At 52.3% G+C, this 13,479-nt stretch carries 9 protein-coding genes; 2 read left to right on the forward strand and 7 right to left on the reverse strand.

Translation table 11 applies throughout. The annotated features are described in order from the left end of the window. Positions 1-43: 43 nt before the first annotated feature. From PLA01S_RS04365 to PLA01S_RS04385, 5 genes are all read right to left on the reverse strand, one after another. The gene (locus PLA01S_RS04365; protein WP_127590251.1) at positions 44-1,195 is read right to left on the reverse strand and encodes an AGE family epimerase/isomerase; all 1,152 of its coding nucleotides are present in this window, start codon (positions 1,193-1,195) and stop codon (positions 44-46) included. A 618-nt stretch (positions 1,196-1,813) separates the two neighbouring features. Next, on the reverse strand, positions 1,814-3,895 hold the full coding sequence (locus tag PLA01S_RS04370; protein ID WP_164817302.1) for a beta-galactosidase: 2,082 nt from the start codon (positions 3,893-3,895) through the stop codon (positions 1,814-1,816). Between the two features lie 17 nt (positions 3,896-3,912). Beyond that, positions 3,913-5,595, reverse strand: coding sequence for a type 2 periplasmic-binding domain-containing protein (locus PLA01S_RS04375; protein ID WP_246059319.1), 1,683 nt, complete (start codon positions 5,593-5,595; stop codon positions 3,913-3,915). A 27-nt stretch (positions 5,596-5,622) separates the two neighbouring features. Beyond that, complete coding sequence (locus tag PLA01S_RS04380) at positions 5,623-6,492, reverse strand: carbohydrate ABC transporter permease (RefSeq protein ID WP_127590253.1); 870 nt, start codon at positions 6,490-6,492, stop codon at positions 5,623-5,625. Positions 6,493-6,507: 15 nt separating this feature from the next. After that, positions 6,508-7,392 (reverse strand): ABC transporter permease, encoded by an 885-nt coding sequence (locus tag PLA01S_RS04385; protein WP_127590254.1) that lies wholly within the window; start codon positions 7,390-7,392, stop codon positions 6,508-6,510. A 309-nt stretch (positions 7,393-7,701) separates the two neighbouring features. Between PLA01S_RS04385 and PLA01S_RS04390 the strand changes: the two genes are divergently transcribed. Together PLA01S_RS04390 and PLA01S_RS04395 are read left to right on the forward strand one after the other, a co-directional pair. Beyond that, positions 7,702-9,420, forward strand: coding sequence for a sensor histidine kinase (locus tag PLA01S_RS04390; RefSeq protein ID WP_246059368.1), 1,719 nt, complete (start codon positions 7,702-7,704; stop codon positions 9,418-9,420). Further along, complete coding sequence (locus PLA01S_RS04395) at positions 9,398-10,207, forward strand: response regulator transcription factor (RefSeq protein ID WP_164817304.1); 810 nt, start codon at positions 9,398-9,400, stop codon at positions 10,205-10,207. Before PLA01S_RS04390 ends, PLA01S_RS04395 begins: the two co-directional genes overlap by 23 nt. 111 nt (positions 10,208-10,318) lie before the next feature. Here the strand turns inward: PLA01S_RS04395 and PLA01S_RS04400 are convergent, their stop codons facing one another. Together PLA01S_RS04400 and PLA01S_RS04405 are read right to left on the reverse strand one after the other, a co-directional pair. After that, the gene (locus PLA01S_RS04400) at positions 10,319-11,632 is read right to left on the reverse strand and encodes a BNR repeat-containing protein (protein WP_127590256.1); all 1,314 of its coding nucleotides are present in this window, start codon (positions 11,630-11,632) and stop codon (positions 10,319-10,321) included. Positions 11,633-11,686: 54 nt separating this feature from the next. After that, positions 11,687-13,243, reverse strand: a complete 1,557-nt coding sequence (locus PLA01S_RS04405) for a DUF3502 domain-containing protein (protein WP_246059320.1) — start codon at positions 13,241-13,243, stop codon at positions 11,687-11,689. Positions 13,244-13,479: the final 236 nt, after the last annotated feature.

Raw genomic sequence — 13,479 nt, forward strand, 5'->3', positions numbered from 1 at the left:
CGACAAACTTCCATTCCGCTCTGCCCTAGACCGATTAACGACTTTACCATAAATAAAGATCATTGCCCTTCAGCTTGAACGCCGCTTCCATGAAAAAGTAATCTCCGTAAATAATCGGTTGGTGATGCGTGGTGCCGCCATACGCCGCCGAACCGCGCTGAATGATCGCATCCGATCGTTCGGTCCAATCGCTCCGAGTCTCCAAGGATTTCAGCAGTCTCAGCGCCGCCTTCAGATAGATGTGCTTGTCGTACGTTCCGACGCACCTGGCTATCTCGATCAACCCGCATGCCGCGATGGCGGCAGCCGTATCGTCATCCCACTTTGGTTCGGGAGGCTGCCGGAAATCGACCGGTATGACCCCGTCTTCAGGAATATTCGCCATGAAGTAATGAGCGATCCGCTTGGCGGTATCCAGATATTCGGCCTTGCCGGTGTGCTTGTAACTCATCATGAAGCCGTACATCGCCCAAGTCTGGCCTCTTGTCCAAGAGGAACCCTCTTCGTAACCTTGCCCGCCGTATGTTCGGACAACGCCGCCTTCGTACGGGTCGAATTCCACGATGTGGTGAACCGAACCGTCCATCCTTACGAATGCAGTCATGGCCGTATCCGCATGTCTTTCCGCAATCTGCTTGAACCTCGGATCGCCCGTCTCTTCCGTTGCCCAGTAAAGGAGCGGAATGTTGAACATGCAATCGACAATCGCCCAGCCGCGCGTTTCACCGTCATCCAGATCATTCCACGCTCGAATGAAGCCGCCTGCCGGGTTAAATCTTCCTGCCAGCAGCGTAGCGGCGTGCATGGCTCTTTTTCGGGAATCGGGGTTTGACGTCAGCTTGAAATTGGCAACGCTCGTCAGCAGCCACATAAACCCGACGTCGTGATGCAGCCCGTAAAACTCGTCAAAGCATCGATCCAGCTTGGCTTCGGAAATCACCGCAACATCTTTATATTTTTCGTTGCCCGTTTCGTGGTACATCAGCCACATCATGCCGCCCCAGAACCCGTTCGTCCACCAATTGATCCCGTCCGTCAACGTGCCGGAGGGATTCGAGGCGGAACGATCGTCATGCGTCCCGTCTATCGTTGTGTAAGGAATTTTATGCCTCGATTTTTCGCTTACCCAAGCCATCTTGGCCGTGATCTTCGCAATCAGGGCGTTCAACCATTGCTGCTCGTCGGTACTTAACACGGATCATAACCTTCTTTCTGTACGAAAACTGGTGATTTAACTTTAGCTAAAGTGTAGTTTCTATCCGTATCGAGAAGTTTGAAAAACAAGACAAGAAATGTTGAAATCTTGTTGTTTGTTTCTCTCTAATCCAGTGTAAATTGGCACGGATGTTCATCCTATTGCACTTTTGCAAGATACCTTGCAATTTTCGATGAAAGATTAGGAAAATCCGATTCGCCGCTCCTGAGGGCAGGCAGCCATTGCCGAATCGCATAAAAAAACCGGCAAGTTCGCCGGGCAAGCATCATATCGTCAAAACCTCTCCTTCTCTCAATACGCTGTAAGACGTTATCCGTACTACTCGGATAAGGGCTCGAGTTTCCACTGCAGATGGTGTCCTACGATATACCGCCATTGCCGGATAAGCGCACCGTCCGCCGTATGAACTGCACGTCTCCTGCCGGCATATGTAAAGCCCCGGGGAATCCCGGGGCTTTACATGTTCTGCTCCCTTGCTTATGGAAGGCGATGACTGGATTTATGGAGCTTCTGCTTTTTTTTCATCATGTCAAAATCGTCGGGATCGGACCTTGCATGTCAGCTAATGGCCTGACTGCATACTGCCCAAACCGCATATTAAAATCCCGTCTTGGGAATTTCCCTCGAACGGTGGTCGAATGGCCGAGCAGCGCCGGTTCTGACAGCATACATTCGTTCGTGCGCCGTCCGCGCCGCTCGAGCAATGTCGGCATAGGGACGATTGCAAACGTCTACCATGCCGATCTGATAATTCTCGCCGTCGAAGCGGCCGAGGGCCGGCTGGTCGTTCCATTGAAAATAATGCACGCCGATCAATTCCGGAATAGCAGCCGCTTGTTCTACGTAGCAGCGATAGGCGTCGCCACGCTCCCGCTGGGTGGCTACGGACCGGATACCGTAAGCCGGGAGGCCTCCTTCGGCTGCTCCAAAATGGTACTCGCCGATCATGACGGGCCGGTTCAGCTTCCTTGAGATCTCCGCGATCTGCTCACGATCAGGTGCGAACTGGTAACAGTTGAGCGAAAACACGTCGAACCACTCGCAGCCCTGCAGCACTTCATCACTGCTCACCCAGGCATATCGCATGCCCAGATTCAGATGATTCGGGTCCGCCTCTTTGCATAATCGGGCAGGCAGCTCCACATAGCGCCGAATCAGGAGCCGGTTGAACGCCGAGCAGTCCTCTCCGTAGGCCGCAAGGAAGGTATCCGCCGTTTGCGCTGGCTGGTACAGTTGTTCAAAGCCATCATAATCGCTGCCCCAGGCCGCGTTTAACCGCTCGATCGTTTCGTATTTGGCGATCATTCGTTCCACGAACCGTTCCTTGCTAACGAAGTGGACGGAGGAATCCAACATGAGACGCGTCTGATCTTGACCTTCCACAAAAGCCCAATGCGGCTCGTTTCGCATGAAATAACCGATCATTCGGCGATCCTCCCGCAGCGGTACAAGCTGCTGCGCGAAGTCCTTCGAGCCGCGTTCGTATTCCGGACTGAATACGTCCGGAAAGTCACGGAAAATCGTTTTCTCCGTTGACGGGAAGTCGGCCAGCGGATACACATAAGGCAGTGTCGAATCGCAGATAAAACCCGCATCCGACCAATTTCCGATCGTGTTGAATCCCCAGCGCCGCAGCCGGTACTCGGTCAGTGCCGTCCAATCCTTGCGCCAGCCCGGCCCGAATGCTCGGATCAGATTGGCAACCTCGAAGCTGAACTCCGCTCCGCCGCGCTGCCATGCGTCACCGTAACCCTCTTCCGGCGCAGGCAACTCGGGTAGCAGATGCTCCATGCCCGTGATTCGCATGGGCGAGGCTGGTCCCACGCAGTCCATGCCCGCACTGAACAACGCGAAGCCGTCCGGATCGACGAACCACCAGTTCGAACCGTCATATGCCGTGCGGAAATATCCGCTCGGCTCGAACGCCATCCCCCTCCAGCCTCCGTACCGGCCGAAACCAGTGCCTTCCTCGGTACGGGACCCTTCCAGAGTCCCGGCTTTTTTTCCAAACAAAGCCGCCTTACCGTCTTCGGCCTCGCGCGCTCTGGCCTCACGATCCCCTGCTGCCGTCGCTTTTGCTCGTTCGGATCGGAGCCGGCTAATAAGCTCCCGCTCGTCAGCCGTTTTCCCAGGCCATTGCCGGCGTGCCATCTGCCCCAGCTGATCGATATAAACCTGAGGCTTCCGTATGAATTCCGGCTCGACCGGGCTCAGACGCAGATCGGCAATCTTGACACTTCGGTCTGTAGTTGAAGGAATCGTGGCAATGGAAAAGCCAACGATTGCACTTCGATCGACCCGCGCGTCTCCGCGAAGTACCGTCTGGAGCGTACCTGGATAACGGGAGAGAAACAGCTTCTCCCCGTCCAGATGTTTCAATGGCAGGCATACCGTCGTGGGTACCTCCGGCAGAATGCCGATATGATACGTGATGGAGCGCCCATCTTTATCCTCAAAGCCAAACAGGACCACAAGGACATCCGCAGACTCGTGATAAACGTCGGCAACAACGAATTCTTTTTCGTTCCATGCGTGGCAGCTCACCATACCCGTACGCACCCGGATGCCGCCGCCTTTCGGCGGCACGGTCAATCGGAATTCAGATCCCGAAGAGGATTCAACGCGAACCCGGTCATCGACCTGAAAAACGTCGCAATGCAGCAACACGGAGTTGCTCATAACGTAACTCCTTTCTTTTAATCCAGACCCATCTTGGTCATGGCATCCTTCGTGTTCGTATTCGCATACCATTCGTTGACTTCCTCGGTAATTTGCGTGCCTCCCTTGGCGTACCAATTCTTGACGAATGCATCGTAAGCTTCCAGCGGCTCGTTGCCGTAGATGATCTTGGTGAATGTTTCTTTTTCCATCGTGGTCAGCTGCTCCCAGGATGTCTGCATCGTCGCGGTCGGCGGCCCGTTGAAGGCACTCGGGAGCAGTGCGTCACGGTTTTCGTAAGAGATAACAAAACCGTCTTTCGTTGTCTGCTCAGCCGCGTCGGCAGCCATTAGCGGCCCGTTATCCGCCTTCGCGCCGTTCGCCAGATCGAAGAAGTTTTTGCCTGCAGGGTAAACGGCTGGTGTATTTTTGGTGAACGCCATCTTGCCTACGCCCTGAACGGCATCCATCGGTTCGTTAAATTTGGTCGGATCGAACACGACCTCCCCGTCCACGATATCGTAGTCGTAGCCCTGTGCGTAGCCGTACTGGAAGTCACCGGTACCAAACGCTGCGTCATACAGCTTGTCGTAATACAGGAAGAAGGCTTCCATATTACTGAAATCCTTGTTAAACATGAAATATCCGTCGTTCAGCTGGCCGTTCTGATACGTACGGTCCCCGTTCACGCCTTGAATCGTCGCGTATGCCGCAATCTTGGCGCCCTTGACGTTCTTCTCGACGTCCTTGACGCTGTCGTACAGCCACGGACGACCGACGATAATGCCCGCTTTGCCTTCGGTAAAGTCAGCAATGGCATCCCAGGCTCCCTGCGTTGCCAGCTCTTTATTTAGGTACCCCATCGAGTACCAGTCCCGCAGCTTAGCCAGCGCTTCCTTGTTGCCGTCCGCGACCGAGCCGTACGACAACTTTCCATTCTCTTCACTCCACTGCATCGGCAGGCTCTTGCCGGTGAAGGCGCTGAAGATCATGACGGGATCGCTGACCCAGCCGGTATTGTAGCCGTCTTTCCCTGAGAATGTGAATCCATACGTATCGTTCTTGCCGTTCCCGTCCGGATCTTCATTTGTGAATGCGGCGATGATGCTCTCAAAGTCATCGATTGTTACGGGCGCTTTCAATTTTAAATGATCCAGCCAATCCTGGCGGATCAGCATGACCTGCCCTTCCGTCAAGTTCGGTGAGATCGCCATGCCATATACTTTGCCGTCGCGGGCAACCGGATTGAACGTCGTGGGATACTGTTTGTAGATCTCTTTCAGCCGTCCCGGCATATATTTGGCGATATCCTCCGTAACGTCCCGGACCCGTCCCGACTCGATCAAGTCGTTTGCCAGTGTCGTATCGTAAACTGGAAACAGATCCGGCAGCTTCTCGGAGCCCGTAAGAGCCAGACGCAGCTTGGTATTGTAGTTCCCCGCGTCTCCGCCGAGTAGGGTCGTCTTCGTCTTGATGCCCAGATTCTCCAGCGCCCACCTCGTCAGCACGTTGTCGTCGACGCTCTCGCCGGCCTTGTATTTGCCCGCATTCTCGTCCAGCTGCTTACCGATGGCAATGGTGATGGGCGGTTCGTATTTCCCGTCCTTGAGCACCGCCGGAGCCGCAGGCTCGGATCCGGAGTCGGTCGATCCGCACCCCGCAAGCAGACCTATTGCCAGCATGGCAGCCGATAATATAACCGCCGTCTTTTTCATATGCATGGAATTTTCCCCTTTTAGCGTATTTTTTTATTCTTTGACCGCCCCAAGCACGATTCCTTTGACAAAGTACTTTTGCAGGAACGGATATACCGCGATAATCGGCACCGTACTGATAAAGATCTGTGCGGCTTTAATGCTCTGTTCCGACAATGCCGCCGCCTCAGAGGCGCTGAGCGCGACATTCTGCGCCGAATTCTGAACCACGACCGTCTGCAGGAACGAAGCCAGCGGGTATTTGTCGGTGGTGGACATGTACAGGAGTCCGTCGAACCAAGAATTCCAGTGTCCCACCATAATGAACAAGCCGATGGTGGCGAGACCAGGCAGAGACAGCGGCAGATAGATTTTGCTGAAGATGACGAAGAACGAAGCGCCGTCGATAAAGGCCGCCTCCTCCAGCGCTTTCGGTATCGTTTTGAAAAAGTTCATGATAAGGATCAGGTTATAAGCTCCGAACGCGCCGGGGAGTATTAGCGCCAGGATGGTATCCTTCAATCCCAGCTCTGACACTAGAATATAGGAAGGGATGAGCCCTCCGGAGAACAGCATGGTAAACACGAAAATCCACATCAGGGCATTGCGGCCGCGGAACTCCTTCGACAGGGCATAGCCGGCGGTCGTTATCACCACCATGCTGATCAGCGTGCCCAGTGTCGTCCGAACGACCGAGATCCACATCGATCCCGTAAAGTTCGTATTGCGAAACGTCTTGGCATAGGCGTCCGTGTTGAACTCAACCGGCCAGAAAGAGACCAGGCCACCGTTAACTGCCGATTTGCTGCTGAACGACTGCGCCAATAAATGCAGCAGCGGAAGGAAGCACGAAAGCGCGACCACGATCAGCAGGATATGGTTGAAGACGGAGAACACTTTGTACCCCTTCGTTTTATGATACATCCGGCTACCTCCCGCTTAAAAGATTTTATAATTCGCGACTTTGTAGGCAATGCGGTAAGCGACAACGATCAGCACAAGGCTGATGCCCGATTTGAACAGTCCGACCGCCGTACCGAATCCATATTGTCCGTTCAACAGGGAAGAGCGGTATACATACGTGTCGATAATGTCTCCCGTACTGTAAACGAGCGGGTTGTACAGGTTGAAAATCTGATCAAAGCCGGCATCCAGGATACTGCCCAGACTCAGCGTGGCGATGACGATAATCATCGGCATCATACATGGCAGCGTAACGTGCCGCGTCTGCTGCCAGCGGTTTGCCCCGTCAATCTCCGAGGCTTCATAATAAGAAATATCGATACCGGCGATGGTTGCCAGATACACGATCATGCCGAATCCGAAGTTTTTCCACAAGTCGCTGATGATGACCGTCGGCCTGAACAGCTCCGGATCACCGAGGAAATAGATCGGCTCCATTCCGAATACAGCCGTCAAGATTCGGTTGACGCCGCCGTCCAGCCCCAAAATATCGATCATGATACCGGCGATCGTGACCCAAGACAGAAAATGCGGCAGGTATACCAGCGTCTGGATGCTCTTTTTGAGTCCGATATTACGAATCTCGTTTAGCAATATCGCCATAACGATCGGCACGATGATGCCGACGATGATCTTAATGACGGCGATGATCAGCGTATTGACAATCGCCTGTTTCGATTCTTCATACTGAAAGATTCTCTCGAAATGGTCTAGACCGATCCAGGCGGAGCCCGAAATCCCGAGCCACGGTTTGTAATCCTGAAATGCCATTACCAGCCCCGCCATCGGCCCGTAGGAAAAAATCAGGACGAAGGCCAGCGCAGGCAGGCAAAGCAAATACAGCGGCCAGTTCTTTCCGATTTCGTTTTTCCAGGGATTCTTACGGAACGCATTGACTGTTCGTATGTCCGTCTTATCCGCCTTAACTTCCGCGATCCTAGCGATTTTCCTCCCCCCCTTTTCACGATCTTAATCTTGCTTGGGTCTTTGCATGTTCTATGTTAGCAATACCGAATGCATTAAAAAATGTCCTAATTTCAAGATCATATCCCCGATCTTAACCATTTTCGAAGCGCTTTCATTCCTTCTTTTTATTTTGCCTTCCGCCGATTATGATAGAGAATAACAGTAATCTTAGTAGATGAATGGGAAGTGAGCCTGTTGAAAAAAGTGAATATGAAGCGTTTCATCTACTTCTTTGTGTTTTTCCTGCTCCTTACGCTTTCATTGTTTTCCGTGATGAATGCACTGGACTCCCGGACGATTCAGAACAGCCTGGTGAATACCGCCAAGAATCAGGTGAGCTACGCAGAAAGCGTCGTGGACGACATGCTGTACGAAGCGGGCATGTACGCCATTCAGTACACCGCCGACAGCTCGGTCCGATTCTATCAGCGGCAGATTCTGGAATTGGGCAGCTACGACGCGCAGATGAAGAAGAATGATATCGAAGAACGGATGAAAAATACGCTGTTGTCCAGCCAATCGGTCGAGTCCCTGGGCATCTACTGGAAAGCGGAAGGCTCGTTTATCACGACCCGCGTAGAAGCGCTTGCCGATGATATATACGGTTCCGTGGACAAACGAGGATGGAAACTCGTGAACGGCAGCCTCTATTACTTCTCCGTCTACCCCTATGTTCGGGAACCCCGCACACCAGAAGACATCGAATATATCGTGGGCGTCAAGCTGAAGACAGATTATTTGCGAAACCTGCTGCAAAAGTCCTTCAATGGAGGCAGCTCCAACGCCTTCTTTCTGGTTGGGGACGATTTGACGATCAGCGACGGAAAGCTTGTCGACGGCATCGCGAATAAAGCCCGCGAGACGGTTACGCCTGACCCGAAGCATATTCTCCGGTTCGATTACAGCACGCATGGCGGAGACTACTTCGTGCTGTCCAAATATATCGAACCGATCGACGCCTACCTCGTCGCGTATACGCGAATGAGCGATTTCCTAGAGCCGCTTAACCGGAATCGACAGGTATTCTTCGCCAGTATCCTGATCATCCTGATCATCGGATTGGTTGTCATCAGCACCTTCTATCGCAATTTTTACCGAAACGTCTACCTGCTCAACAAGAAGTTCCACCAGGTTGAACAGGGAGATTACGCCATCCGGATCCATGACCGTCCCAAGAATGAACTCGGCAGCTTGTTTGGCAGCTTCAATCACATGGTCGCCCAGATCCAGATGCTGTTCACGTCGCTGAAGACGGAGACGGACCTGCGCCGCAACGCGGAAATGAAGCAGCTTCAGGCGCAGATCAATCCGCATTTTCTCTACAACAGCCTGTTCTTCATCATGTCGATGGCCAAATCTTCGCCGGAAGCTGTCATCCGCATGAGCAAACATTTGGCCGAATACTACCGCTATCTAACCCGATTAGACTCAAGCAGTGTCACGCTTGCCACGGAATTGGAGTTGGCCGATCATTATCTGGGCATCATGGCCCTCTGCAAGACCATGGACTATGAGATCAAACTCCCGGAAGAATTGAAGGAGCAGCCCATCATGCCGTTGATCATCCAACCTATCGTGGAAAACGCGATTCTGCACGGTATCGAAGAACGCCAGGGCTCTCATCGGGTTTCCATATGCGTGGAGGCATTCCATACGGGAGCTCGGATTACGGTCGCCAATGACGGAAAGCCGCTTTCGCCGGATGAGCTGCGGGCTCTGCAAACTAGTGTCGATGCGGCCTTGCCTCCTCCCGGAACGGCAGGAATCGGACTGTGGAATATCAACCATCGCCTGAAAAACGCCTACGGGGAATCTTGCGGGTTACGTTTTGCCTTGAATGATTGGGGCGGATTGTCGGTTTCGGTGTTGGTGGATTTTTCGTTTGAAGAAGGAGGAGCTTATGCATTTATTGATCGTGGATGACGGACAGTATGTTGTAGAGTATCTCAAACATTTGCTAAACTGGGCCAAGTTTGGCGTCGATCACATCGAAACGACGACCAATCCCTCCGAAGCCCGGATGCTGTTGGACAGCGACCTGTTCGACATCATGATCACCGATATCCGCATGCCTGAGATTTCGGGTATCGACTTGCTTGAGCATATCCATAAACAGGGATTGAAGACAAAAGTCATCTTTCTATCCGGCTATTCCCAATTCGATTATGCCCAGAAGGCGATTCGATTAGGTGCACTGGATTATCTTCTGAAGCCGGTGGACTCAAACGACATGGACAAGGCGATGAGCCAGGCCGTGAAGAATATCGGAACGAGTCGAGCAAAACCCCGGGACGATGCCACCGGGAACGAACGGAATATAATGACGCGTCCAGCGGATCGATCGGACGGCCAAGCTTCTTGTTCTGGTGCGGATATCGTGCATGCGGTAAGGAATTACATCGGCGGCCATATCGGCGACGGGCTGAGCCTGGAAGAGTTAGGCAGTGTCGTGCATCTCCATCCGGTCTACCTGTCCAAACTCTATAAGCAGGAGACGGGAGAAAACCTGTCGAGCTACATTCTGCGCACCCGCTTGGAGAAATCGGCCCATCTGCTGGAAGTTTCCAATCTGCACGTCATGGACATCGCTCGCATGGTCGGTTACCGGAAGCCTCAGTATTTCATCAAGCTGTTTAAGGAGCTCTACGGCATCACGCCTTATCAATACAGACGGAAACGAATTGGGCAGTCCGTTAGGACGGACTTCTGATATCTAAAAAAATCGACCGTTTCTCCGATCAGGGGAAACGGTCGATTTTTAAGATGCTCGAGGTTGCAGAGTCGAATGTACAGTCCTCCCTCGTCCTCGGTCAGGACTACTTCACGTCAAGGTCCATAGTCCGGTCGTATAGCCTAATCGGCCTTGCGTATGATCCCAATAATAATAATCCCCATGCATCCATATCAAATAATACGAGTCGTCCTTCGATGCATTTCGTACAACGAAGGGACGTACGTTATTTTTTGCCGAGTTCTCGGTGACTTGATAGGATTGAGCAATCGCCCCATCATCTGCGATGACGAATTGATGAATTTCAAAGATATCATCGCCGTATTTGCCCCGTGAAGGTATTGACAAATATACGGTGGAAGGATCGGCATGATCCAGTGTCATGCCTCCGGAATAACAATGTTCTCTTTGATCATTTTGGTGAAACCAACGTCCTCCATCGGCTAATTGGGTGATTCGCCATTCGGAGCCTGACCACTTGGCGTAACAGTAGTGATGACGGTCCTTTTGCTCATTGATCCTGACAAACAAGATAACCGGATATCCCTCTCTATCGATGGCAATATCCCAGTTCCAATTGCGTGTATCCGGCTGTCGATCCACCAAATAGGCCGGATCGGTTTCGTGGTTATTCAGCTTCAGCGGCTCGCGATTCAGATCTGCGAGTTGATGTCCATCAGCGCCATGCAATGTCAGGGTGTTCACATCTAAATACGAATAATATAACGAATTCGGATTCATATTGTCAGGATGGGTATAGGTATAAGTCATCATAATTTTATCTTTTCCGTTGGATACGTACTTGGCATACGGCCTTTTTCCGGTTTCATGTTCATCCTCTCTTGAATCCACGATCTGCTTCGGTTCCATGTCGCAAGAGACATCGCCCACTTGATCCGGCAGCGAGAACCTCGCTACGGTAGGGTGCCAATGGACACCCCGCCACAATAGATAGAAATAACCGGGCTGATCGGTCATCACGAAGGGAGAAGGATAGGTGGTATTCCCATATCCCATGGTATCGATGATCTTTTCAGGTCCTAGCGTCGCAAGATCGTCAGGCTGGGTGGTTACGCGATAATAAAAATAAGGAGATGATGAGTGCTCGGAATAAAAGATCATCACCCGCCCATCGGGCAGCGCCAAAAACGTCGGATTGTTATGGTCATCCTCCTGAAAACCTGCTCGTACCCGTACTTGCTTATGTTCATGGGTTGCGTGATCATATTGAAAAGCTTGGATGCTGCCCGCAACATCGATATACCCGATATACGTTTTGTCGCTGCCTGTCGCGACATTTACGTGCCGCAGCGCTCGCGGATCTGCAAACCAGCACCAGGCACCATCATCGGTAATGGTTGACAGGATGCGTTCGGCATTAAGATTGTTAATGGGATTCATCATGTGGAGACCTCCTCGATCCTTGTTGGTTCAATCGATTGTTCCGTGATTCTCGCATTACCTTTTCGTGGCAGCGAATCCATCCAGTTGATTCTGCAGTTCCTCCATGAGCCTCGGGAATCCTGCTTCCGCCAACTGCTGCTTCGCGCGGTCCAAATCCGCGTCGATATCGGCGGTCATGCCAACGGACAGCGGTGCCAAGTAACGCGATCGAACCGTCTCCATGGCCGTGAGCTCCGCCGTTATTTTCCCCGTATCGAAACGGAATCCCGCCAGTGGACTTTGACCGTTCGCTTCGGCGCGTCTTGCGCCTTCCGTATGCAAATGCTCAACAATACTCTGCCATTCTCCCGGATATTTTTCCATCAGGCTCATGTAATCGTCATAAAGTCCCGTCCAACCCGGCTTTTTGTTCTCCGATTTGATGCCCGCGTAGCTGATGTAATCCCCGTCCAGGTTGTAGTTCTCCCCTTCCACGCCATACAGCAGGAGATTATAGTATGCACGATCCGTGTGCGCCTTCTCGATCAGTTTGACCGCAATTTCCTTATGCTTGGAATGGGTGCCGACCGAAATCATTGTCATGTTGTCCGGTGTCATGTAAGGCATGTAATTCGGTACATGGTCGAGAAAATAATCAAACCAGCCGTATTCGAATTCGGGAAACAGCTCCTTGAGCACTCCGATGTAACCGCTGCTGACAGCGCCGAAATGGTTGTTGAATTCAAGCGGCTTCTTGTCCGCTTTCATCCATTCAAGCGTTTCGCTGGTGGCATTACCCTGGGCGGCCAGAATATCCCGGCTTACGATCCCATCCTCATACCATTTCTTGGCGCGATGCAGAACCTCCTTATATTCCGGGGTATCATACATGCTGAGGGCTTTGTAAGGTTCGTCGATGGAGACAACCGCATATCCTTTGACCACATCAAGATACTTGGAACCCGCGATCAGCGTCCACACATTATCCGCAAACCGTTTGTCATTGATCATTGGGGTGTCCGGATACGCTTTTTTGGCTCTGTAAAGGTACTGCTCAGCTGACTCCAGATCCTTGATTTCCGGCAAGCCCCATGCTTTGCGCAAATCCTCGCGGAACAGCATGCCTTCGCCTCCCCCGCCCGGTTTGATGTACTGCGGAATGCCAAAGAGCTTGCCATTGATCATGACGCTGTCCAGCTTTCCGTCATAATGCTCAACGAGTTCCGGCACCTGTCCCAGCAGCGGCGTCAGATTCGCAAATGCATTCTTCGCTGCAAAAGATGCAAAATCAGACCATACCCCACCGACATATAGGTCGTACTCCTTGGATGCAATCGCCCGGCTGATCTGGTTCTTCTCATCTCCCCACGGAATGAAATCGAATCGAACGGTCGCTCCCAGGTCTCTGATGGTAAGAGCATCAAGCTGTTTATAAAAATGATCCATACCGCTGGCCGGCTCTCGGCCCATGGTGATAGCCTTCAATTGTACAACCGGCTTGACGTCAGGCCCACGAATGATGCCTGGAGTCCCTTCCTCCCCGATGCCCGGCGAAGCGCCGTGCCAGCATGCAGACATGGTGAAGATGCAACAGGTCAGCAGCGCTCCTATGGCTCGAACCGATTTCCTCAATAATATCCTCCTTTTATGTGTTGATGGTTGTTGCGGTGGATGGTTGTTGCGGTGGATTGTTGTTGCGGTTGGTGGTTGTTGCGGTTGGTGCAATGGATGGTTTTGCAGCAATAGCGGAGACTCTGTCCTCACAAACTCAATATTCGGCTGATTTCACCAAAACAACACCAGGGATATGCGTCGTATTACCATTTCCCTCATTAAGACCACCGCCATCGATCCAGCTTGGTTTTACT

It is taken from the genome of Paenibacillus lautus NBRC 15380, assembly GCF_004000945.1.
GTDB lineage: Bacteria > Bacillota > Bacilli > Paenibacillales > Paenibacillaceae > Paenibacillus_AQ > Paenibacillus_AQ lautus.